The organism is Kitasatospora sp. NPDC048722, assembly GCF_040650235.1.
Taxonomy (GTDB): Bacteria; Actinomycetota; Actinomycetes; order Streptomycetales; family Streptomycetaceae; genus Kitasatospora.
Genome location: NZ_JBEZGX010000034.1, coordinates 75,756 through 100,473, shown reverse-complemented (window position 1 = coordinate 100,473; position 24,718 = coordinate 75,756). Strand labels below are relative to the sequence as shown.

Genomic DNA, 24,718 nt, shown 5'->3' with positions numbered 1-24,718 from the left:
GCGAGGCCTCGTTCGCGGCCTTCGCCGCCGCGGAGGCGGTCTGGGCAGCGGCGGCGGCGCGGGTCGCGGCGTCCGCTGCGCGGCCGGCGGCGTTCGACGCCTGCCCGGCCGAACCCTGGGCGGCCTTGGTCTCGTTCGCGGCGCGCTCGGAGGCCTCCTTCGCCAGCCTGGTGGCGTCCAGCGCCTTGCCCGCCGCGTCCACGGCCGTCTGGGCCTGCTGGCCGGCCTGGGCGGAGGCGTTCTTCGTGAGGTCCGCGAGCTGGGAGACCGTCAGCGTCTCCTGGTCGTGGGCGGCAGCCGTCTGGTAGCCGTACTGGAGGAACTGCTGGACGTCGTCCATCGAGCCGTTGAGCGCCGTGTTCGCGGCCTTCTTGACCTCCGGCCCGCCGGAGGCCATCAACTGCGAGAGGTGGACGCGGTCGTCGTCGTCCCTGGCCTTGAACTGGCCCTCGTTCAGGAACTTTTCGACGTCGTCCAGGGTGCCGTCCATGGCCCTGGCCGCCGCGGCCTTCACACCGGGGCCTCCGGCCGCCATGATCTGCGACAGCCGGACCCGCTGGTCGTCCTCGTACGGCTTCTTGGCGCCGCCGTCGAGGAACTTCCTCAGGTCCTCGGCCGAGCCCTTCAGCGCGGCCGTTCCCGCGTCGCGCACCCCGGGGCCCGAGGCGGCGACGAGCGCCTCGACCTTCGCCCTCAGGTCCTGGTCGGCCGCGACCGCCCGGCCTGTGGTCACGAACGCGGTCAGGTCGTCGCTGCCGCCGGTCAGCGCCGTCTCGGCCGCGTGGCGCACGGCCGGCCCACCGGCCTGCCAGGCCGCGACCGCCTTCACCCGGTCCGGGTTCGCCGCGGTCGCCGTCGGCACGTCCGCCGCGACCGCGCGAGTCGTCAGCAGCCCGGTCAGCAGGCTGCCGGCCACGAACCCGGCCGCAAGCCGTGATCGGGCCCGTGATGTCAGTGACATCCTCATGGGAGCTTCGTCATCTCTTTCGTGTTCCGGGCACCGAAGTGCCATCTGACCGGCCACGGTCACGCATCGACGGGCCGGAAGTTCAATGGGAGGAAGGAAGCGCACGACGTGGCGCGATGTGCCGCGCGGAAAAGGAAATTCCACCGAATCCGGGCCCGTTCGGCCCGGCTGCCGTCCGTCGGTGAGCTCGGAGGCGGTGTTCCAGGGGTCTCACCGCGTTCGGGCCGAATTCCGGCGCCGGCCGCGGCCACCGCGGGTGTGGCCGAGGCCCCGACGAGGGGCCGGGCCGGGCTTCGAACGGTACGCACAGGGACTCCTGGAAGAGGACGCACCCGGGCGACACCCAGCACCCCCGAGCTGGCAAAGAAAAGATCAAGTGGACGCTATCCACCGGAAATCCGGTACGTCAAAGCATGCGACCACCCCCACGGAAGTCCTGACTCACCGTCAAGCACCCTGCGGGAAACGCTGCTGAACCAGCCTAAAACCGTCATTCCGAAGACGGACATTAGGGATGTTCGAGAAGGCGGGAGCCCGTTCCCCGACCATCACGGTTCGGTGACGTTTCCTCCGCTCGGCACCGGCGCGGACCCGGACAGCCCCGGCCGGCCCCGGAGAACCCCGGGATGCGACTTCCCAGCGGTGGCGGTGATCACTAAGGTCTGGCGCTGTGACTATGCGTGAATCCGGTGACGAACTGTGGGACGAGTTCGTCAGGGAGTTTGAGAAGAACAACGCGGTGCGGGAGCCGAGCGCCGCCGAACGGGCCCGGCAGGCCGAGCAGGCGAAGCCGCGGCGCTCGCGGCGGCTGGTCCTTCCCGTGGCCGCCGCCCTCCTGGTGGCCGCGGGCGCGACGGCGTACGTGCTCCGGCCGTCCGACCGGTCGCCCGCCGCCGCGCCCGCACCCGCGCCGGCCACGACGGCCGCGTCCACCCCTTCGGAGCACGCGGCGGCGGCACCGGCCGGGGCTCCGGCGTCGGCCATCCCGCTGTCCGTCTTCCCGGCGCAGGTGCAGGGGTACACACTCGTCGCGAAGGTGGCGAACCCGAGCTGCACCGGCTCCGACACCGTGGCGCCGACCCTCGCCGGGCTGATCACTCAGGGGCACGGCTGTTTCGGCGTCGACCTGGCGCTGTACAAGGACGCCGAGGGCAACCAGTACGACCTGGCGCTGTTCGCCATGAAGGACCCGCTCGAGTGCGTCCACCTCATCAACGTGCTGGCCTCCAGCCCCGAGTCCTACCAGGTCGCCGTCCAGGTCCCGCCCAAGGACTCGGGTCTGCGCCAACTGCCCTCCGATAGCGGCCTCGTGCAGAACTTCGCGTCCTACGGGCACGGGATGCTCGTCGGCATGGCCCAGTGGTCCGACGGCCGGACCGCGGACTTCGGCGCGCTGTCCGACCGGCTCTCGCCGCTGACCGGGGCGGTCATCAGGAACGTCCCCGTCTGATGCAACGCCCGGCCCCTCGGGCGTCAGGGTCCGTCGGCCGATCGACCGATGTCGAAGGTCGATCCGGGGTCGGCGTGGTCGACGGGGCCGTCGACGTGCGCCGGGGCACGCGTCACCGCCTGCCCCGGCGTCAGCGACCGGCCCGACACGGGTGCCGATCAGCCGGCGCGGCCCGGGCCGCGCCGGCGGTCCGGGCGCGGCGTCCTCGGGGGTGTGGTGCACCTGGTCCCCATCGGCGGGAGCCTCCGCGCTGTCGGCCTCGCACAGCGCAGGGGGATCGGCGCGGTGAGCCGGCCGTCCGCGTAGAGGGCGCCGTAGTGGGCGGTGAGCAGATCCGCGCGGTGTCGGCGTGCAGGTGCGAGATCCAGATCGCGTCCAGCTCGCCCAGCGAGACGTGACGCTGCAACGGACCCGGCGCGCCGCTGCCCGCCTCCACCCACACGTGCGTGCCCCCGCTGGACACCAGGTACCCGGAGCACGGGTTGTCCACGCTCGGATACGGCGTCGCGGACCCCAGGACCCTGAGGCGGAGAGAGTCGTCGGCCGTCCCGAGAGCCTGGAGACACCACGCTTCCGGCCACGGCACTAGGGTGGCCGCATGGCCTCGCTGGGAAGTCACGCCAACGTCTGGGATACATGCCTTCAGCTCCTGCGCCGCCAGGGCTACCACCTGGAGGTGAAGCTCGCCGACGAGGAGGACGAGGACGGGCTGGACGCCTGGCTCGCCGAGAAGGACGGGTTCACCTTCTGGGCGGACAATCCGATCGAACTGCTGGGGCTGGCCGCCGTGTACGAGGACGTACGGCCCGAGGAGGACCGGCCCTACTGGTGGTCCGCGAAGACGGTGCGCGAGCGCCCGGACGTGCGCGAGCAACTCGTCGACGAAGCGCTCGCGGTCCGGGACGCGCGCGTGGCGGAGCTCGCCGCACGGCGGGAGCGGGACCCGGGGGGCTGGGAGGCGGAGATCCGGTCGGCGTTCTGCCTCGCCGGTGACGCGAGGCATGCGGCGGGCCATCTGAGGCTTCCCCGGGCGGAGTTGAGGCGGGTCCTCGACGATCCGCGCCTCGTCGACCTCCGGGACGAGGAGAACTGCGGGACCGATGTCTGAACCGGGACCGATGTCTGAACCGCGCCTCCTGCCGGAGCACCCACGTCATGCCGTCGTGCTCGGGCTGGTGGCGGTCCTCGCGGCGCTGGTGGTCGCCGTCCTCGGCGTCCGCTACGCCGGGGAGGGCGAGCCCGGCGGGGTGGACGCTCGCCTGGCGGAGGCGTTGTACGGGGTGGAACCGCCGTGGCGGTCCGTCGCTCTGGCCATGGACTCCCTGGGCGAGCCGTTCGGAGCCGCGGCCCTGGTCGTGCCGATCCTGGCGGGCTGCCTGCTGCTCCGGCGTCCCCGCGCGGCGGTGTTCGTCGTTGTCGGCGTCGGCCTGGCCGTGGGCACCGCGACGCTGCTCAAGCACCTGGCGGGACGCACCATCCACGGCGACAACCTGTCCTACCCCAGCGGGCACACCGCCTTCGCCACTTCGCTCGCCCTCGTGGTGGCCATGGCAGCGACCCGCAGGGCGGCCGGCACCCTGTTCGTGGTCGCCGCGGCGCTGGTCGCCGGCGCCGTCATGGGGTGGGCGCAGGTCGCTCTGGGTGCGCACTACCCGACCGACGTCCTCGGCGGCTGGTGCACCGCGCTGGCGGTCATGCCGGCGACGGCGTGGCTGGTCGACCGGGCCGCCGACCAGCTCCGCCGCGACCGTCCGTGACGCCGCGTCACACCAAGCGGCGGAAGACGGGTTTCACCGGCCGCCCGCCCAGCCAGGGGGTGGGGTCGCCGGCGTCGAGCGCCTTGCGGTAGACGGCGCACGCCCCGGCCACCACGGCCACGGTGCGGTCGATGTCGGCGTCGCCCAGCGCGCCGCTCACCACGAACGACGGGGCCAGCACACCGCCCGCGAGGAGCTGGCGCAGGAACAGGGTGCGGTACCGCTGCGAGGGCTCCCGGTTCTCGTCGAGGGTGGCGAAGACCAGGTTGCTGGCCCGGCCCCGGACGACGACATGGTCGCCGACGCCCATGCCCGCGGCGGCCTCGCGGACCCCGGCGGCCAGGCGCTCGCCGAGGACGTGCAGCCGGGCGGTGACGCCCTCCTCGGCGTAGGTGGTCTGGACGGCCATCGCGGCGGCGAGCGAGTGCGTCTCCGCGCCGTGCGTGGTGGACAGCAGGAACACGCGGTCTCCGGTGTGGCGCAGCCCGCCCCACTCCATCAGGTCGCGCCGTCCGGCGAGCGCGGAGACGGCGAATCCGTTGCCCAGCGCCTTGCCGAACGTGGAGAGGTCGGGCACCACGCCGTACAGGCCCTGGGCGCCCGCCTCGGACCAGCGGAAGCCGGTGATCATCTCGTCGAAGACCAGCACGCAGCCGTGCCGGTCGGCCAGTTCGCGCAGGCCGGCGAGGTACCCGGGCGGCGGCTCGGCGTGTCCGGCGGGTTCGAGGACCAGGCAGGCGACCTCGCCCCGGTACCTGGTGAGCAGTTCCTCCGTCGTGGCCAGGTCCCCGTAGGGGAACGCCACGGTGAGGTCGGTGATCGCCGCCGGGATCCCGGCGGACATCGGCGTGGTGCCGATGAACCAGTCGTCGACGGAGAAGAACGGGTGGTCGCCGCAGACGGCCACCCGAGGGCGCCCGGTGACGGCGCGGGCGAGCCGCACCGCTGCGGTGGTGACGTCGGAGCCGTTCTTCGCGAACTTGACCATCTCGGCGGTCGGCACGGTCTCCAGGAAGCGTTCCGCGGCCTCGGCCTCCACGACGGACGGCCGGACGAAGTTGCTGCCGCGGTCCAGTTCCCGCCGGACCGCCTCCAGCACGCGCGGGTGGGCGTGGCCGAGGCTGACCGAGCGCAGGCCGGAGCCGTACTCCACGTAGCGGTTACCGTCGACGTCCCACACGTGGGCGCCGCGGCCGTGGCTGATGACCGGAGCCAGGTGTTCGGGGTACTGGTCGTCGCCCTTGGCGTAGGTGTGCGCGCCCCCGGGGATCAGGGCGTGCAGCCTCTCGTTCGCCGCCCGCGACCGCGGCAGGGCGAACTCCTCGGCGGGTTCGGTGACTTCGGTGTCCACGCGGGCCTCAGCTCTCCTTCTGTCGCAGGACCTCGGCGAGGCTCGGCGCCTCCCGGTCCCGCTTGGACACCGACGTGGGAGGCAGCGGCCAGGGGACGGCGAGCTCCGGGTCGTCGAAGGCGATCGTCACGTCCTCGGACGGATCGTGCGGGCGGTCGATCAGGTACGCGACGTCGGTGGTCTCCGTCAGCGCCTGGAAGCCGTGTGCGCACCCCGCCGGGATGTACACGCTCGCCTGCGTCTCGCCGGACAGCTCGAAGTGGGCCTGGTTCCGGTAGGTCGGAGAGTCCGGCCGCAGGTCGACGACGACGTCGAAGACCCGCCCGTGGGAACAGCGGACCAGCTTGGCCTCGCCGGCGCCGGAGCGCAGGTGCAGGCCGCGCAGCACGCCGCCGACCGAGCGGGAGACGCTGTGCTGGACGAAGGCGTCCGGGTCGAGGCCCACCGAGCGGATCACCTCGGCGTCGAAGGTGCGGCAGAAGAAGCCGCGTTCGTCGGTGTGCGGCGTCGGCTCGAACAGGTACGCGCCGGCGATCGCCGGGACTTGGGTCGCCTTCACGGCGCCTCCCTCACAACGTGGTCGGTCCTCGGGAAGAGGTCCGCGGTCAGCTCGCCGAACTGGTCCTCAAGGCGCCGGGCCACGGCCAGGTTCCGCTCGGCGAGGGTCTGCCGCAGCTCCGTCGAGCGCTTCTCCAGCTCCCGGAACTGCTCGATCAGCCGGTCGGCGTCGACCTCGCGCGCCGGGTGGCAGTAAGTGCCCAGCCCCATCTGCTCCATGAGCGCGTCGCTCTTCGCCGCGTAGCTCAGGGCGAGCGTCGGCGTGCCGACCTTCAGCGCGCAGACCAGGTTGTGGTACCTGGTCGCCACCACGGCGTCGGCCGCCGCCGTCTCCTCCATCAGGTCGGCCAGCGAGGCCGCTCGGGCGGCGGTGACCAGCGGTGAGTCCACCGCTTCGAGGATCGCGGCGACCACCGTCGCGTCGACGTCGTCGCCGGTGAGGAGCCGGACCGGCCTGCCGTCCTCGGCGAGCGCGCGGACGAAGCGGGTCGTCCCGTCGAGGTAGCGCCGGTGGATCTCCGCGGCGCGGGCGCGGTCGTCGTTGCCGCCGTGGAAGTCCATGACGCCGACGCAGACCACGCCTGGCGCACCGGGTGAGGGGGCGACCGGTGTCGGCAGGGCGAAGGCGAGGTCCGGGTGGACCTCGTCCCGCGCGGTGTCCACGCCCATCGCCCGCATCGCGTCGCGGGACAGCTCGTCCCGGTACGACCGGTACGCGGCGAGGCGCGCCGACCAGCGGACCAGCGCCCGGGTGGGCCGGTCGGCGACGGGCGCGGCGCCGACGCCGACCAGCGCCACCCGGGTGCCGAACAGCCGGCCGGACGCGCAGAGCAGGAACAGCGCGTACGGGAAGCCCCACGGCCGCAGCGGCAGCGTGGCCTCCAGGACGCCCATGCCCGGCACGATCACCACGTCGTGCCGGCGCACCCACGCGGCGGTGCGCACGGCGTCGACGAGTTTGCCCAGGGCCTTCGCCGCGACCGCGCCCGCCCGCGAGGCGGTCCGGTACTCCCCGCGGTACCAGTGCAGTCGCGTCGCGGGGATCCGGTAGCGGGCCGTGACGACCTCGGGCCCGCCGCACATCGCGTCGACGGCGGCCTCCGGGTGCTCGGTGCGCAGGTGGCCGAGCACGGCTTCGAGGGACCCGTCGTTGCCGAGGTTGCCGGAGCCGAGCAGGCCGAAGACCCCGACCCGCACGGCCGTCACGCCCGCCGCCCCTCGCGTCCGGCGACGAGGGCGTCGACGGAGACCGTGAGCAGTGCCGGGTCGGCCGGGGCGCGGTCCTCGACCCGCTCCCCGGCGCCCGGCCGGACCCGGCTGGTCATCCAGGCGGCCAGGTGGCCGTAGCAGGCGCGCCGGTCGGCGGCCGACAGCGGCGCCCGCCGGACCGCCGAGGCGAAGCCCCAGACGTACTCGGCGAGCAGCCGGGGCGTCGGGTGCAGCGGCCCGGCCCGGCGCGGGTCCAGGTTGACGCACCGGGAGCGCTTGGAGGGGTTCGCCCGCTCGGCGCGGGTGGGGTGGTCGCGGCGGAAGTACAGCAGCTCCGGCACCTGGTGGAAGCGCCCGTGCAGGGTGATCTCGGCGACGAACGTGCGGTCCGCGTGGTGGTAGCTGTCGTGCGGCTTCACCCGGCGCAGCACGTCGGCCCGCATCACCCCGTAGAAGTCGTCGCCGCCGGGCTCGAACAGGAGGCTGCGGAAGCGTTCGGGCGCGTGCGGGGAGTCGGTGGCGAGCCCGTACTCGTAGGGCACCTTCACCTGGCCGTCGCCGTCGACGACGGCCTGGCCGGAGTGGGCGAGGATCACGTCCGGCCGTTCGTCCAGCGCCTCCACGCAGCGCAGGAGGAGGTCCCGGGCGTACAGGTCGTCGTGCGAGGCCCACTTGAACAGTTCGCCGCGGCACTCGGTGAAGACGTGGTTGTGGTTCGGTGCGGCGCCGATGTTCCGGGGCAGCCGGAGGTAACGGATGCGCGGGTCCCGGGCGGCGTAGGTGCGGCAGATGTCCTGGGTCGCGTCGGTCGACGCGTTGTCGGAGATGACCAGCTCGAAGTCCTCGTAGGTCTGGCCGAGGAGGGCGTCGAGCGACTCGGCGAGGTACTCCTCGCCGTTGTAGACGGGCAGGCCGATGCTCAGCCGGGGATGGGCGGTCAAGGCGTCCTCACTTCGGGGACGGGGACGGGAGGGAGTGGGTCGTGGTGGCGCTCGCGCAGGGCGGTCCGCAGGTGCAGCCACCACACGGCCGAGCCGCAGGCGGTCGCGGCGGCGACGCCCCAGGCCGAGCCGACCGGGCCGGCCGCGACCGCCCCGCCGAGGCCGCCGCCGACGTAGCAGGCGGAGGCGAACAGCTGGCAGCGCAGGCTGCGCCGGGCGGCGGCGAGCGCGCGCAGCCCGGCCGCCGCGCCGCTGCCGAGGCCGGCCCCCGCGACGCCGAGCGTGGCGGGCACGACGAGCTGCGAGGCGGAGTGCCAGACGCCGCCGAGGACGAGCTCGCCGGCCCGGTCCGGCACCAGCAGCAGCGCCGCGCCCCACAGCAGCGCGGCGGCGGCCTGGCCACCGCCCAGCAGGAGGCAGAACCTGCCGAGCCGTTCCGGTGCGCGACGCAGCACCCGGGCCGCCTCGGCGACGGTGACGAGGGACAGCCCCATCAGCAGGGCGAGGAACGGGCCGAGCAGGAGTTCGGCGCCGCGCACCGCACCCACCGCGCCCACCCCGGCGATCGCGCCGAGCCCGTAGGCCCGCAGCTGGCTCGCGCCGCTGAGGCTGACGTTCTCGGCCAGGTACCGGGAGCCGAGGTCGCGCTGTTCGCGGAGCCACCCCCGGGCCCGGCGCACCCGGGGCCGGATGCCGGACTGGACGCAGCCGTACCCCGCGGCCACCGCGGCCGAGGCGCCCCAGGCCAGCACGAAGGCGGACACGCTGCCGACCCGGGCCGCGACGACCATGGCCGGGACGAGCGCGACGCCCTGCGTGAGGTCGTTGGCGAACGCCTTGCGCCCGGTGCCGGCGGCGAAGAAGGCGAACCGCCAGGCGTCCTGGAGCAGCAGCGCGGGCAGGACGACGCCGAGGCAGGCGAACGCCGGCCCCACCCGGCCGCCGACGCCGATCCCGACCAGCAGGCACACGGCGCCGAGGACGGCGCCCACGGCGAGCGCGGCGCCCGAGGAACGGGCCGCCGCCGCGCGCCAGGACGCCTCCGGCACGCCGCTGAAGCGCACCACGAGCGGGTCGGTGGCCAGCCCGCGGGCGACGTTGAGCACCACACCGTAGGTCAGCCAGGCCAGGCTGAACACGCCGAACGCGGTCACGCCCAGCTCGCGCGCCACGTAGATGCCCACCGCGAAGTTGGTCATGCTGGAGGCCGCCTGGTCGGCGAGTCCCCAGGACAGCCGGCCGACGACGCCCCGCTTCGCGGCCTTCGGGGCCTCCTCGGACGGGGCCGCCGCCGTCTCCACTCCTTCGGTGGTCATCGGCGTCATGCCTTGATCAGCCCGGCACCCTGCAGGGCGCCGGCCGCGGCGGCGACCGCGTCGAAGGGCAGCCCGGACCGTTCGGCGACGTCCAGCAGGCCGTGCTCGCCGTCGGAGAGGCTGAGCACCCAGAGCATCGCCATCTGGGCCTGCTTGGCGTCGCTGCGCCCGCCGAGGGAGTCGTACAGTCCGCGCCGCCCCAACTGCGGTTCGCCGTAGGGGCTGAGGTTGACGTACCGCCGGTTGTGGTCCAGCACGGCGAAGGCCTCGCGGCAGACGGCGAGCGTGTCCGCCATCGCCTCCGGGGCGACGAAGTCCGGGTTGTCCGCCGAGGTGTGGTACTCGGGGTAGCCGGCGTACGGCGTCCGGCTCAGCGAGCCGACGCCGAGGTCGAACCCGGGCGAGCAGTACTGCCGCTCGTCGTAGCCGTACGGGGTGAACTCGACGACGTCGTGCGGTCGTTCGGAGGTACGCAGGACGTGCCGCAGCACCCGGTCGATCTCCGCGTCGCCGCGCCTGCTCTGCTTGTACGTCAGCCGGCCCCGGTCGCCCGCGCAGGCCAGCACAAGCCCGTGCTTGACCCGGTCGATCCGCTCCGCGTTGCGGGCCAGCCAGGTGATCGCCCCGATGGTGCCGGGGGCGAAGATGAACCGGTAGGTGTAGTAGGGCGACCGCTGCGCCAGCTCGCGCGCCAGGAACGTCGCCACCGCGATGCCCGCCAGGTTGTCGTTGGCCAGCGACGGGTGGCAGACGTGGCAGGAGACGATCACCTCGTCGGCGACCTGCCCGGGGACGACGTGCTCGGCGTAGGTGAGGTGGCCGTCCGCGAGGGTGGAGTCGATGCGCACCTCGTAGTCGCCGTCCGGCAGCCCGTCCAGGGTCTCCTGGGACAGGCAGAACCCCCAGTCCGGCGCGTAGTAGCTGGTGCGGTACGGCACCCAGGTCGGGTGGTCCGGAAGGGTGTGCAGGTGTCCGCGCAGTTCGGACAGCGGCATGGTCGCCGCCACCGGCACGCTGTAGCCGAGCACGTGCAGGCTGGACGCGGCGAGGTCGACGACCCGGTTGCCCGCGGCGTCGGCGACGTAGGCGTCGCGGACGTTCCACTCCTGCGGCACCGTCCAGTCGAGCACCTGCGTCCCGGTCGGCACCTCGTGCACCTGGAGCGGAAGGTACTCGCCGACGATCTCCAGGGTGGCGCGCACCCCGTCGCCGGTGATGCTCCGGCAGAGCGGGTACAGCCGCTCCACCAGGGCGTGCATCTCCTCGCCGGCCCCGGTCACCGGCGCCACCGCAGGGTCTCGTCGACGGCCCCCGCGCCGGACGCCTCGCGCAGCACGGCCAGCCGGGTGAAGCGCCGCTCGAAGTCCTCCCGGGTCAGGCCGAAGGTTCGGTAGGCGTCGGCGAGTTCGAGCGCGCCCTGCTTCACCGTCCACTCGCAGTCGAAGCCGGGCAGCGCGGCGCGGAACCGGGAGAAGTCCACCCGGTACGACCGCGGGTCGGCGCCGTTCTCGCCGGTGATCACCACCTGGGCGCCGGTCACCGCCTCGGCGACCTGCTCGGCGATCTCGGCGACGGTGACGTTGTTGACCTCGCTGCCGATGTTGAACGCCCGGTCATGCACGGCGTCGCGCGGTGCGGTCAGTGCGGCCGCGAAGGCACGGGCGATGTCGGCGGCGTGCACCAGCGGGCGCCAGGGCGTGCCGTCGGAGAGCACCAGCACCTCGCCGGACAGGAGCGCGTGGCCCACCAGGTTGTTCAGCACGATGTCGGCGCGCAGCCGGGGCGAGTAGCCGAAGGCGGTGGCGTTGCGCATGTACACCGGGCTGAAGTCGCCGTCGGCCAGGGCGTGCAGGTCGTCCTCCACCCGCACCTTGGACTCCGCGTACGGCGTCACCGGGCGCAGCGGGGCGTCCTCGGTCACCAGCTCGTCGCCTCCGGCGGCGCCGTAGACGGAACAGGTCGAGGCGTACAGGAAGCGGCGCACCCCGGCGTCACGGGCCAGCTCGGCCAGCCGGACGGAGGCGTGGTGGTTGATGTCGTAGGTGAGGTCCGGCGCGAGCGAGCCCAGCGGGTCGTTGGACAGCGCGGCCAGGTGGATCACGGCGTCCACGCCGGCCACGTGGTCGGCGGTGACGTCACGCAGGTCCACCCGCGCTCCCGGCGGGTCGGCGGGCTTCGGACCGAGGACGCAGTCCGCGAACAGGCCGGCGTCGAGGCCGACGACCTCGTGTCCGGCTGCGGCGAGGACCGGGGCCATCACGGTGCCCAGGTAGCCCTGGTGTCCGGTCAGCAGTACGCGCATGGTTCAACTCCCCAGGTTGAGAGTGCCGAGGTTGAGCGTGACTTTGGTGGCGGCGAAGGCCTCGGCGTAGCGCGCGTGGCATTCGATGCCGCGGATCCGGGCCAGCCCGAGGAAGGCCTCGCGGTCGTACCAGGGGCGGTGCCGTTGCGAGGGGTAGTGCTCCTGCAACAGCCGCACCTTCTGTTCGGCGGTCTCCGGGGACAGCGGCTGGTAGGCCGTGGGACGGCCGAGGTCGCCGTCCCACTTGACGATCTCGTAGCCGAGCACGAGGTGGTCGCGGAACGCGGTGGTCAGCAGCTGTGCCAGGCCGCGGTGGTCCTGGTGGGCGTCGTCGGTGCGCGGGGCGAGGATGAGGTCGGGCTCGGTCCGCCCGCGCAGTTCCTCGACGGCGGCCTTGGCCTCGTCCCAGTGCGCGGGCAGCCGGCCGTCCGGCAGCTTGAGGACGGTCAGGCGCAGGTCGGCGCCCGGGCAGAAGGCGGCGAGCGCGGCCTGTTCCTCATGTTCCCGCTCGCTGCCGCCGCCGGAGAGGACGAGCGCGTCGACGCGGACGCCCGGCCGCGCGAGGCACATCGTCAGCAGCGTGCCGCCGGCGCCGATGGCGATGTCGTCGCAGTGCGCCCCCACGGCGACGATCCGCTCCAGGCGCCCTGCGCCGAGGCGGATCACGCCGTCCTCACCCCGGCGCCGGTCGCGTTCGCGCCGTCCCGTTCCCACACGGCCCACGGGCGGTCGCCCCGGGCGTAGGCGAGGTCGAGCGCGGCCCGCTCCTTCACGGTGTCGGTCGGCTTCCAGAAGCCGCGGTGCTGGTGTGCCACCAGCCGTCCGCGCTTGGCGAGTTGGGCGCAGCCGTCGGCGACCAGGTCCCCGTTCTCCGGGATGTGGTCGAAGACCTCCTGGCGCAGCACGAAGTAGCCGCCGTTCTCCCACAGCGGCATGTCGCTCACCGCGGTGATGCCCCCCACCAGGCCGTTCTCGCCCAGGTCCACGCAGTGGAACGAGGACTGCGGCGGCACCACCATCATCGAGGCGCCGGCGTCGCGCTGCGAGAACCGCTCGATCATCTCCGGCAGCGGGGCGTCGGTGAGCACGTCGGCGTAGTTGGCGAGGAACATCTCGTCGCCGTCCAGGTGGTGGCGCACCCGGCGCAGCCGCTCGCCGATCGGTGACTCGATGCCGGTCTGCGCGAACGTGATCGTCCAGGACGATATGTCGGTGGAGAGCAGCTCGGTCCTGCCGTTGCGCAGCACGAAGTCGTTGGACGTCGTCTCTTCGTAGTTGAGGAAGAAGTTCTTGATGTGGTGGGCCCCGTACCCGAGGCACAGGATGAACTCCGTGTGCCCGAAGTACGCGTAGTAGCGCATGACGTGCCAGATCAGCGGCCGCGGACCGACCATCGCCATCGGCTTGGGCACGTCGTCGGACGCTCCGCTGCGCATGCGCAGCCCGTAACCTCCGCAGAACAGGACGACCTTCACGGCTTCACCTCGACGATGCTCAGTTCCGGGACGGGGAAGACCAGCCGGCCGCCCCACTCGTGGACGTAGGACAGCTGCTCGATCAGCTCGTCGCGGAGGTTCCACGGGAGGACGAGGACGTAGTCGGGCCGGTCGGCGGCGATCCGCTCGGGCGCCAGGATCGGGATGCGGGTGCCCGGGGTGAACCTGCCGTGCTTGTAGGGGTTGCGGTCGACCGTGTACGGGAGCAGGTCGGGCCGCACGCCGCAGTGGTTGAGCAGGGTGTTGCCCTTGCCCGGGGCGCCGTAGCCGACAACCATCTCACCGCGCTCGGCGGCGTCGACGAGGAAGCGCAGGAGGTCCCGGCGCACCTTGGCCACCCGCGCGGAGAACTCGGTGTACCCGGACAGCTCCTGGAGCCCGGCGGCCTTCTCCCGGTCCAGTGCCTCGGCCACCCGCCGCGTCGGCTCGCCGGCCGCCTCCACCGGCCGGGCCCACAGCCGGATGGAGCCGCCGTGCGTGGGCAGCAGTTCGACGTCCACGAGCGCGAGTCCGCCGCTCGCCAGCGCCCGGGCGGCGGACGCGACCGTGTAGTACTGGAAGTGCTCGTGGTAGATCGTGTCGTACTGGTTCTCCTCGATCAGGGTCAGCAGGTGCTGCACCTCGATGGAGACCCAGCCGTCGTCGGCGACCAGGGCGCGCAGCCCCGCGGTGAACCCGACCACGTCGGGGATGTGCGCGTACACGTTGTTCGCCACGACGAGGTCCGCCGGGCCGTGTTCGGCGCGGACGGCCGAGCCGGTGGCCCGGTCGAGGAACTCCGTGAGCGTGGGCACGCCCGCCTCGCGCGCCGCGGCGCCGACGTTGACCGACGGTTCGATGCCGAGGCAGCGGATCCCCCGGTCCACCACGTGCCGGAGCAGGTAGCCGTCGTTGCTCGCGACCTCGACCACGAAGGCGTCGGGGCCGAGGCCCAGGCGCCGCACGGCGCCGTCGACGAACGTCCGGGCGTGCTCCACCCAGGAGGTGGAGTAGGAGGAGAAGTAGGCGTACTGAGTGAACGTTTCTTCCGGCGTGATCAACGGCGGGATCTGCGCGAGCCAGCAGTCGGTGCAGACCCGCAGGTGCAGCGGGTACGTCGGTTCCGGCCGGTCCAGTTCGTCCGCGGCGAGGAAGCTCTCGCACGGCGGAGTCGCCCCCAGGTCGACGACGCTCGTCAGCGCCGCCGAGCCGCACAGTCGGCATCGTGCCATCAACTGCCCCCATTCCTGCCCGCGCGGGTGCCCCGCCGCGGGCCAGCGTTGTCCGTTCCCTGCGGCGGCGCGCCCTCCGCGCCGCCGGACCGACCCGCGATCGCGGTGCGGTACCCCTCCACCAGGCGCTCCAGCCCGACCGCCGGGCTGAACCCCTGCTCGTAACGGCGCCGGGCCGCCAGTCCCATCTCCCGGTTGCGGTCCGGCTCCACCGCGATCCGGCGCAGGCGGGACGCGAGCGAGGCCGCCTCGCCGGGCTCGTGCAGCAGCCCGGTCACGCCGTCCTCGACGAGTTCGACGAAGGCGCCGTGACCGGCGGCGACGACCGGGACCCCGGCCGCCATCGCCTCCACGACCACCAGGCCGAACGCCTCCAGCCACGTCGAGGGCGCCACCACGGCGACCGACCGCGCGACGGCCTCCCGGCACCGGTCGGTGTCGTACAGGCCGGCGAACCGCACGTCGTCCCGGCCCGCCGCCCACGCCGCCACCTCCTGCTCCAGCGGTCCCGCGCCGGCGATCACCAGCGGCACGCCCACACCGCCGTCGGCGGCGATCGCGTCCCACGCGGCCATGAGCAGCCGCACGCCCTTGGCCTCCGCGAGCCGGCCGAGGTAGAGCACGTGCTCGCCCGCACCCGTGCGGCGCACGCCCGGCTCGGGCACGAAGTTGTGCTTCACCGCCAGCCGTCCGGACGGCAGGCCGGCCCGCACCAGGACGTCGCGCTGCGCCGCCGAGATGCAGAAGAACCGCTCCACGCCGGACCACCACCGCCGCCGGTTGACCGCCAGGCCGACCGCGAGCGGCACGGTCGCCAGCCGGGAGCCGCGGTAGCAGCCGTGCCGGACGGCGGGGAGCGGTGACGCCCCGACGCACTCGGTGCACGGCCGCCCGTCCCGCCGCAGCGTGCCCGGCGGACAGACCTGGGTGTAGTTGTGCAGCGTCGCGACGGCCGGCACGCCGGCGTCGGCACAGGCGGCCAGCACCGCGGGCGACAGCAGCGGGAAGACGTTGTGGACGTGCACCACGTCCGGCCGCTCGCGGCGCAGCCGGGCGGCGAGCTCCGCGCGGACCGCCGGGTTCCACGGCACCAGCAGCGGCACCGCGATCTTGCCCGGCAGGGACCGGGCCGCGATGTCGTCGCTGCGCCGCTCGAACAGCTCGACCCGGTGGCCGGCCCCGCGCAGCAGTCCCACCTCCTGGTCGACGACCTTGTTCTCCCCGCTCGGCTGCGCCGAGGAGTAGCGGTTGTGCACCACGAGGACGTGCATCAGGTCACCTCCGATCTCCGGGTTCGGTGCGGCACGGGTGCCGCGAGGGGCGCGGCCGGGGCGGGTGGCGCCAACAGCGCGGCGGCCACGGTCAGATGGAGCAGGTACGGCGAGGCGTCGCCCAGTCCGGCCTCGGTGTACGACGCGATCGCGCAGTAGCCGATCAGGAAGATCGCGCAGGCCCTCGGCAGCGAGGGCGGCCGCAGCAGTGCGACGCCGCCCAGCACGATGATGATCGCCGCCACGATGGCGACGCCCGTCAGGCCCTGTTCGTTGTAGACGGCCAGCCAGCTGTTGTCGATCGGCAGCCCGCCGAACGACTTGTCGCCCAGGCCCGCGCCGAACAGCTGCTCCGTCGCCGTCCGGGGCGCCGCCAGCAGGGCGTCCCAGACCTTGGCCCGGCCGGTGAGGCTGGAGAAGTTCTCCTGGCTCTGTCCGCGCAGGAACCACGCCTGGAGCAGGGAGCCCAGCGCCACCGCGGCCACGGCGGCGCACAGCACCGCCCGGGCGAAGAACCGGCGGGCGGCGGCGCTGGTCAGGACGAGCGAGCCGGTCGCCAGGGCCAGCCCGAGGATCAGGCCGAGCGTGGCCGTCCGGGTGTGGGTCAGCGCGAGCAGGACGAGGGACGGCACGACGACGGCCGCCGCACTGCCCCGGGTGGTCCGGCCGCCCAGGAGGAGGAGCACGGTGAGCCCGATGATCACCGCCGCGTACTGTCCGATCTGCGGCGGGGTGAGCGGCCACAGCGCGCCGACCAGCCGCCCGCCGTAGAGGTCGGGCATGGCCGCGCCCGGTGAGACGACCAGGCCGGCGGCCACCGACGCGAGCACCGCGGAGTACGCCCGGATGTGCTGGCGGACGAACGTCTCACCGCCGTCCCACCACCGGCTGAGCAGCCACAGCGTGCCGACGAAGAGCGCCAGCCGGGCGCAGCGGAACAGCGCGCCGAAGCCGGACTCCAGGTGCGCGCTGGAGATCACGCTCAGCACCAGCAACAGGGTCAGCAGGAACAGGTAGGCGCTGGGCCGGATCCGCAGCCGGAGGTTGAGGACGAGCGCCAGCGCGAACGCGGAGACCAGCGCGCCCATGGTGGCCATCTGGATGAGGGAGCGGGGCAGCGGGATGACGGTCCGCGCCCCGGCGGAGCCGAGCGTGTTGAGGATCAGCAGCGCCCAGACCGCCCCGACGGCCTTCGGTGTGTCCGGTTCGCCCGGTGTCCCGCCGTGCGTGGGGTCCCGGCGCACCTCAACCACCGGCCTGGGGCTGGAAGGTGCTGCCCGCGTCCTGCTGGTAGGGCTCGCCCCGCCACTGCCCGAAGTCGAGCGTGCGGCTCGGGTCGTGGGCGACGAAGCTCCACGGTCCGAGGTAGGCGTTGTCGTGCCAGCGGTTCTGCTGGCCGCCGGTGATCGCCTCGGCCACCGGCTGGCCCTTGTACGGCGACCAGTCCGGGTAGGTGCCGTAGTTGGCCAGCACCGCCATGCGTCCGCACTTGACCGTGCAGCCGACGGCGGACGGGTGCAGCACGAAGCGGTTGCCGTGGATGTCCACCCGCTGGGTCTTCCACCGGCAGTCGCCGAAGAGCGGCGGGCCGGCGATCGCCGGCTGGGCGCAGCTGGCGGTGTTCCCCACCAGCAGCGTGCAGTCGCCGGAGGAGGTGTTGGCCGGGCTGTTGCAGAACCGGTCGGCGTTCTCCCACAGGGTGATCCCGGACCAGTTGTCCTCCAGGACGTTCCCGTAGATCTCGATCCTGTCGGTGCGGGCGGGGATCCGCGGTTCGCCGCCGGACTCGGACAGGTAGACGGTGGCGTACGGGAAGTCGTCGCCGCGGTCGGCGGACCGGCGGCCCTCGACGACGTCGTTGCGCCGGATCGTGTTGTTCCGGATGACGGCGTTGTAGCTGGTCTCGTAGATCAGCGCGGCGCCGTCGTTGGCCTCCAGCACGTTGTCCTCGATGCGGAAGTCGTTGTTGTTGGTGTCCGCCCACAGCCCGGGGCCGCGGTTGTCGTGCACCCAGTTGCCGCGCACGTCGGCGCCGTTGACGGCCCAGAACTTGACGCCCCCGGTGCAGCCGCAGCCCGGCTGGCGCTGCTCCCACCGGTCGGTGTCGTTTCCCGTGATCTCGTTGCCCTCGACGACCAGGCCGCCGACGGGAGCGCCGGACTTGTAGGCGTTCATGCCGTACTGCCCGTTGCTCTGGAGGCAGTTGGCGCGGACCTGCTGGTGGGCGCCGGCCATCAGTCCGGCGCCGGAGTTGTCGCGGATCGTCGCGTGCTCGATCACCCACCCGTCGGCCGAGTCGTGGTTGACCACGCCCTCGTTCTGCGGCGCGGTGAAGCCCTGCACGGTCAGGTAGCGGATGGCGACGCCGGCGGCGGCACCGCCGAACGCGTACTGGTTGGTCTTCAGGCCGTCGAGCACCGCGCCCGGCGCGCCGACGTAGCTGTCCCCCTCCTTCGGGACGACCTGGGCGTACCGGTCCGGTTCGAGCCGGTGCGTCCCCGGCTGGAGCCAGAACGTGGTGTTCGGGGGGCTGCTCCTGGTCTTCGCCGCCAGGTCGCCGACCACCGCGGGGTCGACCGTCACCGCGCCCGCGGGCGCGGTCGCCGGACCGTCCCCGGGGTGGGCGCACACCTGGGCCGCGGCCACGGGGCCGGACGGCGTGGCGGTCGGCTGCGGCGAGGTGTCCGCGCCGCTCGTGCAGCCGGTCGCCAGCAGCAGGGCCAGCGCCAGCGCCCCCCAGTGCAGCCTCTTGATCCCCACCCTCCCGCTCCCCTATCCCTGGAATCCGAGCACGGTGGTGAACCCCTCGGTGCCGTCGGCGAATCCGGTGCCGACGAGCGTGGTCGAGGGTTCCTTGCGCCCGAAGCCGGCGGAGTACCAGCCCAGCGGCGGGTCGGTCTCGCCGCGGTGCGCCCGCCAGGACAGCTGCCCGGGCAGGTCGAGCACCGCGCAGCGGTCCTCGCCGTCCCGGGTCCAGGCCAGCAGGGCCCGGCTCCCCGTCAGGTCGGCGGCGATCGCCGGGCCGAGGTGGAACGCCAGGCGCACGGCGCGGCGCGGGCCGCGCACCTCGTCGACCACCCGCAGCTCCCGGGTCGCGGCGGTGAGCTCCACCCGGCGGCGGTGCACCGAACCCTGGTAGCCGTCGTGCTCGGCGCTCCAGCGGGCCACGCTCCCGTTGAACGTGTCCGCGGCCAGGACGCGGCTGCGGGCGTGCCGGGTCCACAGGAACGGGCCGCCGGAGACGGACTGGTCGCCGCCGTCCAGCTCCAGGGTGTTGTGGCCCAGGGTCGAGCGGAAGTACCGCCGCCACTCGGGCTGGCCGTGGTAGCAGAAGGTCCCCGGGTCCGCGAGCACCTCGACGCCGTCGTGCCGGACCTCCACGGAGAGCGCGTCCGCGTGGGCGTGCGCGGCGATGGACAGGAAGCCGTGCGGCCCGCCGTCGCAGCGGCACCAGATCTCCTCCGGGCCGCGCAGGATGGTCATGCCGGCGTCGGCGAAGTGGCCCGGCCGGCGTGCCGGGCGGGTGACGTTGCGCCTGTCGGCGCCGGCGTCCGTTTCGTACGGCTCGATGAGCGCGGCCAGCAGCGGGGTGCGCACGTCGTCGGCGGTCACCGCCGGCCACCAGGTGAGCCGGCCGAACACGGCGTCCCCGGTGGCCAGCAGCGAGGCCCAGCGGTCGGTGCCGGGGCCGTCCAGGACCAGGCCGTACCCGTCGTCGGCGTCGCCCTGGCGCGGCGGCCGCAGCCGGTTGTCCACGACGGCCGCGAGGGCGTCGGCCATCCGCAGCAGCACCAGCCGCACGGACGCCGGGACGGGCACGGCGGCGGCGTCCGCCTCGGCCAGCGCGGCGAGGCCCAGCTCCAGCACGAGCCCGTGGTACTCGGTCGCCAGCTCGCGGTTGAGGCCGGACGCGAAGGTGTTCCCGCGCAGGTGCCGCTCCAGCGACCGCAGCGCGTCGGACCGCCAGCGTTCCGAGGTGGGGAACCAGCCGAACGCGCAGGCCGCGGCGAACTGCCCGGCGGCCTCGGCGATGACGTGGTTGTTCGCCGAGGACCCCCGGCTGGGGAAGGCGGCCAGCCAGCGCTGGTGGTGCCAGATCTGCTCCAGCGCCACCGGGTTGCCCTCGAACAGCCCGGCCGCGCCCGGCCAGCCCTCGAGCAGCCGGCGGATCCACACCCAGGACAGCAGCCGGATGCCGAGCTCGATGCCGCTGATCCAGTGCACGCCGCGCAGCGGCGGGTTGGCCGCCCACCACGACCGCAGGTGCGCGGCCACGCGTTCGGCGTAGCGCTCGTTCCCGGTGAGCGCGTAGGCGGCGGCGAGCACGGTCAGGTACTGGTGCCGGGACGGCTCCCAGATCTGCTTGATGTCCCCGACCGCGTCCTCGTCGCGGTACGGCACGTCGAAGGCGTAGTCCGCCGGGGCCCGGCGCCCGGTCTTCGGGTCGCGCCACCAGTCCGGGTCGACCAGGTCGTCGCGGTCCACCCCGAAGAACTCGGCGTACCCGTCCATCAGCCGGTCCGCCTCGGCGACCAGGCGCTTCACGGCCTGCGGCGCCACCGCGGCGACCGCCCCGGCGGGCAGCACGGCGGTGAACCGGGCGCCGGTCGCCTCCGGACAGGGCGGCGGCTGCGAGCGCCAGCGCCGCCGGCGCACCGCGTCGCCCGCCCGGCCGCCGACCTCCCGCGGCCCCATCCGGGACAACCGTCGCAGGTACCAGCCCGCGCTCATCGTCATCGCGCCCGCTCCAGCGCCACCGGCGCACCGCCGCTCAGGCCGGTCCGCACCGCGAGGGTGGCCGCCGTGGTGGCGACCAGCGACTCCAGCGGCACCGGCATCGGGCCGCCGGTCCGCACCGCCCTGACGAACGCGGCCAGCTCGTTGGACTGGCCCTTGTCCCTGGCCTTGGGCAGCCGCGAGCTGACCCACCGCTGCGGGCCGTACACCGAGGCCCGGACGAAGTCGTCGAGCTTCAGCACCTTGCCGTCCGCGACGAGGTCCAGCGTCTCCTTCGGGAAGCCGGAGGCGCCGGTGGTGACGTAGCTGATGGTGGCCGTGGAGCCGTCCGGGTAGCGCAGCACGACCTGGAGGTCGTCGTTGCCGGGCGCGGCGACCGCGAACACCGAGACCGGGTCGGCCTCCAGCAGCCAGCTCGCCGTGTCGATGAAGTGCCCGCCCTCGCCGGCGAACCGCGAGCCCTCGGTGCCCTGCCGGAGGTACCAGCTGCCGTGCTGCAGGCGGCCCGCGTTGACCAGGTAGCGCAGGCTCGCCGGCCCGCTCCGCGCGCCGAACCGGGCCCTGGCCTCCCGCAGCAGCGGCGAGAAGCGGCGGTTGAAGCCCACCTGCAGCCGGTCGTTGCCGGACTCCGTCACCGCCGCGAGCACACCCGCCAGTTCGTCCTCGGTCAGGGCCAGCGGCTTCTCCACGAACACCGCCTTGCCGGCCAGCAGCGCCCGCCGGGTCAGGTCGGCGTGCGAACTGTGCCGGGTGACCACGAACACCGCGTCGACGGACGGGTCCCCGAGCACGCCGTCCAGATCGGTGGTCGCCCGGGCGAAGCCGAACTTCCGCTGCGCGTTGGCCGCCGACAGCGCCGTCGTCGTGACCACCGTGGACAACGCCACGCCGTCGCGCCCGGCCAGGTGCGGCAGCAGCATCGACGTCGCGTAGTTCCCCGCGCCGACGAACGCCAGCCGCACCGGTGTGTTGGACGGCCGGCCCGGGGCCCTGGTCTCGACACGCACCGCGGGCACCGCCACCACCGGGGCTCCGGCCGCCCCCTCCACCTCGGGTTCGGGGTACCGGAAGAGCACGGCCACGGCCTTCAAGTCCCCGTCCTTCAGGCGCCGGTACGTCTCGACGGCGTCGCCGAAGTCGGCGATGTGGGAGATCAGGGGCTCCACGTCGACGCGGCCCCGGGAGACGAGGTCGAGAAAGCACGCGAGGTTGCGGCGCTCGGTCCAGCGCACGTAGCCGATCGGGTAGTCGCGCCCCTCCAGCTCGTACTCCGGGTCGTAGCGCCCGGGGCCGTACGAGCGGGAGAACCGGACGTCGAGCTCCTTCTCGTAGTACGCGTTCCACGGCAGGTCCAGGCGGCACTTGCCGATGTCGACGACCCGGCCCCGGTCCCGGGCCAGCGCGGCGGCCAGCTCGACGGGCTGGTTGCTCCCGCCGCCGGCCGCCAGGTACACCTGGTCCACGCCGTGACCGCCGGTCAGCTCGGCGACGGCGCCCGCCACGGCCGCGGAGGAGGGATCGCCGCAGGCCACGGCACCCAGCCGCTCGGCGAGTTCGCAGCGCGCCGGATCGGGATCGGCCCCGACGACGCGCACCCCCGAGGCGGTGAGGAGCTGCACCACCAGCTGCCCGATCAGCCCGAGGCCGATGACCAGCGCCACCTCGCCGAGCTGCGGTTCGCCCTGGCGCACGCCCTGCAGCGCGATCGACCCGACGGTGCCGAAGGCCGCGTGCCGCGGCGCGAGGCCGTCCGGCACCGGGACGTAGAGGTTCTTCGGCACCCAGTTCAGCTCGGCGTGCAGTGCGTGCTCGTTGCCGGCGCAGGCCACCAGGTCGCCGGCCTTCACGTCGTCGACCCCGGCGCCGACCTGCTCGACCACCCCGCACAGCGAATAGCCCAGCGGCGTGTAGGAGTCCAGCTTGCCCATCACCTTGCGGTAGGTGGCGGGCAGCCCGTTGGTGGCCACGCTCTGCATGACCTTGGCCACCTGGTCCGGCCGGGAGCGGGCCTTGCCCAGCATCGACATCCCGGCCTCGGACACCTTCATGAGCTCGGTGCCGGTGGAGATCAGCGAGAAGGCGCTGCGGACCAGCACGCCGCCCGGCTTGCAGCCCGGCACCGGCACGTCGAGCACCGACAGCTCGCCGCTCTTGTAGTTCTGCACGACCTGTTTCACCCGAAGTCCCCTTGTTCCTCAGCCGTCTTCCACGCCGTATGACACACCGTCACATACTCGCCGTGGCCTACCCGGAGGTCGCGCCGCGGTACCAGTACTCCAGCGTCAGCACGTGCCACAGGTGCTTGGAGTAGTCCTGCTGCCCGGCGGCGTCCGCGGCGACGAGCCGCGCCAGCGCGTCCCGGCGCAGGAAGCCCGACCGGACGAGTACGCCGTCGTTCACCACCTCGCGCACCAGCGGCGCCAGGTCCCGGCTCATCCAGGCCCGCAGCGGCGCGCTGAACAGGCCCTTGGGCCGGTACACGATCTCCCGGGGCAGGACGGAGGTGGCCGCCTCCTTGAGGACGGCCTTGCCCTGCCGTCCGACGATCTTGCGCTCGCCTGGCACCGCGAACGCCGCCCGCACCACCTCGACATCCACGTACGGCACCCGCACCTCGGTCGACGCGGCCATGCTCGACCGGTCCGTGTAGGCGAGGTTCAGGCCCGGCAGGAACATCCGCGCGTCCCCCAGGCACATGCGGTTGACGAAGTCGTCGAGGTCGTTGTCCCCGTAGACGTCCGCGTGCTCGGTCAGCACGTCGTCGACCGTCCCGGCCAGGTCCGGGTCGACCAGGGCGAGCAGTTCGGCCCGGTCGTACATCGTGTAGCTGCGCCGGAACGCCGTCTCCTCCGGCAGGTCGGCGAAGGAGAGGAACCGCTTCGCGAACCGCACCGAGCGCAGTCCGCGGTTGGCCGTGGCGACCGGCAGCCGGTCCACGGCCGCGGACAGGCCGCGCCGCAGGGGCCGCGGGACGCGCTGGTAGCGCAGCGCGAGCCGGTTGGCCAGGTGCTTGCGGTAGCCGGCGAACAGCTCGTCGGCGCCCATCCCCGAGAGCATCACCTTGACCCCGGCCTCCCGCGCGGCCGAGCAGATCAGGAAGGTGTTGATCGCGGCGGGGTCGCCGATCGGCTCGTCCAGGTGGTAGGTCATCCTCGGCAGCAGATCGAGCACGTCCGGGGCGATCTCGATCTCGTGCAGGTCGACGCCGAACCGCGCGGCCACCTGGCGGGCGTAGCGGAGGTCGTCGGGCATCGCCTCGAACCTGGCGTCCTCGGCGCGGAAGCCGATCGTGTAGGCGGAGATGCCGGGCCGGTCGCGGGCGGCCAGCGCGGTGAGGTAGCTGGAGTCCAGCCCGCCGGAGAGGAAGGTCGCCACGGGCACGTCGGAGAGCAGGTGACGCCGGGTCGACTCCTCGACGATGGCCGCGAGGTCCGGCCGCTCACCGGCGCGGGCCCGCTCCCGGCCCTCGGCGGCGACGTCCCGCAGGTGCCAGTACCGGCCGCGCTCCATCCGGCCGTCGGGCGTGCACCGCAGCCAGCTGCCCGGCGGCAGCTTCTCGGCCTCGCGGAAGGCGCACCGCGAGTCCGGCACCCAGTAGTACAGCAGGGAGGCGACGAGCGCGGCGTGGTCCACCTCCAGCGACCCGCCGGTGGCGGCGGCCAGCGCCTTGAGTTCGGAGGCGAACACCAGGCCCCCGCCGCGCCGGACCAGGAACAGCGGCTTGATGCCGAGCTGGTCGCGGACGAGCACCAGCTCGCCGGTCCGCTCGTCGAAGATCCCGAACGCGAACATGCCGCGCAGCCGGGGCAGGCAGTCGGTGCCCCAGCGCCGCCAGGCCTCCAGCAGCACCTCGGTGTCGGAGGTCCCGCGGAAGCGCACCCCGGCGGCCGTCAGTTCGGCGCGCAGCTCGGGTGCGTTGTACAGCTCGCCGTTGTACGTCAGGACGAGGCCGTCCGAGACCATCGGCTGGGCGCCGGTCCCGGAGAGGTCGACGATGGCCAGCCGGCGGTGCCCGAGCTGCACGTCGCCGTCGCCGACCGGGTGGCCGTAGCGGCCGGCGCCGTCCGGACCCCGGTGGGCGAGGGTGTCGGTGATCAGGTCGGTCACGGCCTTCCCGTCCGGCCACCGGTACGTTCCCGCGATGCCGCACAT

The 24,718-nt window shown here is 73.6% G+C and carries 20 protein-coding genes and 1 pseudogene; 3 read left to right on the top strand and 18 right to left on the bottom strand.

Translation table 11 applies throughout. The annotated features are described in order from the left end of the window. On the bottom strand, positions 1-967 hold a 967-nt coding region (locus AB0C76_RS24420; RefSeq protein ID WP_359969230.1), incomplete at its 3' end, for an ALF repeat-containing protein. 670 nt (positions 968-1,637) lie between these two features. On the opposite strand from AB0C76_RS24420, the gene AB0C76_RS24415 reads away from it, so the two are divergent. Next, positions 1,638-2,417 carry a hypothetical protein gene (locus AB0C76_RS24415; RefSeq protein ID WP_359969227.1) on the top strand — a complete coding sequence of 260 codons (780 nt, stop codon included), beginning with the start codon at positions 1,638-1,640 and terminating at the stop codon, positions 2,415-2,417. A 23-nt stretch (positions 2,418-2,440) separates the two neighbouring features. Here AB0C76_RS24415 and AB0C76_RS24410 read toward each other — a convergent pair. Next, positions 2,441-2,934: pseudogene (locus AB0C76_RS24410) on the bottom strand (hypothetical protein). An 81-nt stretch (positions 2,935-3,015) separates the two neighbouring features. Here AB0C76_RS24410 and AB0C76_RS24405 point away from each other — a divergent pair. Together AB0C76_RS24405 and AB0C76_RS24400 are read left to right on the top strand one after the other, a co-directional pair. Continuing rightward, positions 3,016-3,525: a hypothetical protein gene (locus AB0C76_RS24405; RefSeq protein WP_359969224.1), complete on the top strand. Its 510-nt coding sequence runs from the start codon at positions 3,016-3,018 to the stop codon at positions 3,523-3,525. 10 nt (positions 3,526-3,535) lie between these two features. Beyond that, a complete protein-coding gene (locus AB0C76_RS24400; protein ID WP_359969222.1) occupies positions 3,536-4,174 on the top strand; it encodes a phosphatase PAP2 family protein in 639 nt (212 codons plus the stop codon). Positions 4,175-4,181: 7 nt separating this feature from the next. Here the strand turns inward: AB0C76_RS24400 and AB0C76_RS24395 are convergent, their stop codons facing one another. From AB0C76_RS24395 to asnB, 16 genes are all read right to left on the bottom strand, one after another. Further along, on the bottom strand, positions 4,182-5,525 hold the full coding sequence (locus tag AB0C76_RS24395; RefSeq protein ID WP_359969219.1) for a glutamate-1-semialdehyde 2,1-aminomutase: 1,344 nt from the start codon (positions 5,523-5,525) through the stop codon (positions 4,182-4,184). A 7-nt stretch (positions 5,526-5,532) separates the two neighbouring features. Further along, a complete protein-coding gene (rfbC, locus tag AB0C76_RS24390) occupies positions 5,533-6,084 on the bottom strand; it encodes a dTDP-4-dehydrorhamnose 3,5-epimerase (RefSeq protein WP_359969216.1) in 552 nt (183 codons plus the stop codon). Continuing rightward, entirely contained in the window at positions 6,081-7,289 is a 1,209-nt protein-coding gene (locus AB0C76_RS24385) for a polysaccharide pyruvyl transferase family protein (RefSeq protein ID WP_359969213.1), read from the bottom strand. Before AB0C76_RS24385 ends, rfbC begins: the two co-directional genes overlap by 4 nt. Continuing rightward, on the bottom strand, positions 7,286-8,233 hold the full coding sequence (locus AB0C76_RS24380; RefSeq protein ID WP_359969210.1) for a glycosyltransferase family 2 protein: 948 nt from the start codon (positions 8,231-8,233) through the stop codon (positions 7,286-7,288). Before AB0C76_RS24380 ends, AB0C76_RS24385 begins: the two co-directional genes overlap by 4 nt. Then, complete coding sequence (locus tag AB0C76_RS24375) at positions 8,230-9,549, bottom strand: hypothetical protein (protein WP_359969207.1); 1,320 nt, start codon at positions 9,547-9,549, stop codon at positions 8,230-8,232. The genes AB0C76_RS24380 and AB0C76_RS24375 overlap by 4 nt, the downstream gene beginning before the upstream one ends. Before the next feature lie 5 nt (positions 9,550-9,554). Beyond that, on the bottom strand, positions 9,555-10,838 hold the full coding sequence (locus AB0C76_RS24370; RefSeq protein ID WP_359969204.1) for a DUF4910 domain-containing protein: 1,284 nt from the start codon (positions 10,836-10,838) through the stop codon (positions 9,555-9,557). Further along, positions 10,826-11,851: an SDR family oxidoreductase gene (locus tag AB0C76_RS24365; protein WP_359969201.1), complete on the bottom strand. Its 1,026-nt coding sequence runs from the start codon at positions 11,849-11,851 to the stop codon at positions 10,826-10,828. The genes AB0C76_RS24370 and AB0C76_RS24365 overlap by 13 nt, the downstream gene beginning before the upstream one ends. A 3-nt stretch (positions 11,852-11,854) precedes the next feature. Next, on the bottom strand, positions 11,855-12,517 hold the full coding sequence (locus AB0C76_RS24360; RefSeq protein ID WP_359969198.1) for a PIG-L deacetylase family protein: 663 nt from the start codon (positions 12,515-12,517) through the stop codon (positions 11,855-11,857). After that, a complete protein-coding gene (locus AB0C76_RS24355; protein WP_359969196.1) occupies positions 12,514-13,326 on the bottom strand; it encodes a glucose-1-phosphate cytidylyltransferase in 813 nt (270 codons plus the stop codon). Before AB0C76_RS24355 ends, AB0C76_RS24360 begins: the two co-directional genes overlap by 4 nt. After that, the gene (locus AB0C76_RS24350) at positions 13,323-14,558 is read right to left on the bottom strand and encodes a class I SAM-dependent methyltransferase (protein WP_359969193.1); all 1,236 of its coding nucleotides are present in this window, start codon (positions 14,556-14,558) and stop codon (positions 13,323-13,325) included. The genes AB0C76_RS24355 and AB0C76_RS24350 overlap by 4 nt, the downstream gene beginning before the upstream one ends. Beyond that, on the bottom strand, positions 14,558-15,829 hold the full coding sequence (locus AB0C76_RS24345; protein ID WP_359969190.1) for a glycosyltransferase: 1,272 nt from the start codon (positions 15,827-15,829) through the stop codon (positions 14,558-14,560). Before AB0C76_RS24345 ends, AB0C76_RS24350 begins: the two co-directional genes overlap by 1 nt. Next, entirely contained in the window at positions 15,829-17,073 is a 1,245-nt protein-coding gene (locus AB0C76_RS24340; RefSeq protein ID WP_359969236.1) for an O-antigen ligase domain-containing protein, read from the bottom strand. Before AB0C76_RS24340 ends, AB0C76_RS24345 begins: the two co-directional genes overlap by 1 nt. Position 17,074: 1 nt before the next feature. Beyond that, positions 17,075-18,589, bottom strand: coding sequence for a right-handed parallel beta-helix repeat-containing protein (locus AB0C76_RS24335; RefSeq protein ID WP_359969188.1), 1,515 nt, complete (start codon positions 18,587-18,589; stop codon positions 17,075-17,077). A gap of 12 nt (positions 18,590-18,601) precedes the next feature. Next, positions 18,602-20,566 carry an alginate lyase family protein gene (locus tag AB0C76_RS24330; protein WP_359969185.1) on the bottom strand — a complete coding sequence of 655 codons (1,965 nt, stop codon included), beginning with the start codon at positions 20,564-20,566 and terminating at the stop codon, positions 18,602-18,604. Next, positions 20,563-22,743, bottom strand: a complete 2,181-nt coding sequence (locus tag AB0C76_RS24325; RefSeq protein WP_359969182.1) for a bi-domain-containing oxidoreductase — start codon at positions 22,741-22,743, stop codon at positions 20,563-20,565. Before AB0C76_RS24325 ends, AB0C76_RS24330 begins: the two co-directional genes overlap by 4 nt. 67 nt (positions 22,744-22,810) lie before the next feature. Next, positions 22,811-24,718 carry an asparagine synthase (glutamine-hydrolyzing) gene (asnB, locus tag AB0C76_RS24320; protein ID WP_359969179.1) on the bottom strand — a complete coding sequence of 636 codons (1,908 nt, stop codon included), beginning with the start codon at positions 24,716-24,718 and terminating at the stop codon, positions 22,811-22,813.

What these genes read in the sequence shown, in the direction of transcription:
- AB0C76_RS24405 (WP_359969224.1), top strand. Translation starts at nt 3,016, where the DNA reads ATGGCCTCGCTGGGAAGTCACGCCAACGTCTGGGATACATGCCTTCAG.
- AB0C76_RS24400 (WP_359969222.1), top strand. Translation starts at nt 3,536, where the DNA reads ATGTCTGAACCGCGCCTCCTGCCGGAGCACCCACGTCATGCCGTCGTG.
- AB0C76_RS24375 (WP_359969207.1), bottom strand. Translation starts at nt 9,549, where the DNA reads ATGACCACCGAAGGAGTGGAGACGGCGGCGGCCCCGTCCGAGGAGGCC.
- AB0C76_RS24365 (WP_359969201.1), bottom strand. Translation starts at nt 11,851, where the DNA reads ATGCGCGTACTGCTGACCGGACACCAGGGCTACCTGGGCACCGTGATG.
- AB0C76_RS24350 (WP_359969193.1), bottom strand. Translation starts at nt 14,558, where the DNA reads ATGGCACGATGCCGACTGTGCGGCTCGGCGGCGCTGACGAGCGTCGTC.
- AB0C76_RS24345 (WP_359969190.1), bottom strand. Translation starts at nt 15,829, where the DNA reads ATGCACGTCCTCGTGGTGCACAACCGCTACTCCTCGGCGCAGCCGAGC.
- AB0C76_RS24330 (WP_359969185.1), bottom strand. Translation starts at nt 20,566, where the DNA reads ATGACGATGAGCGCGGGCTGGTACCTGCGACGGTTGTCCCGGATGGGG.
- asnB (WP_359969179.1), bottom strand. Translation starts at nt 24,718, where the DNA reads ATGTGCGGCATCGCGGGAACGTACCGGTGGCCGGACGGGAAGGCCGTG.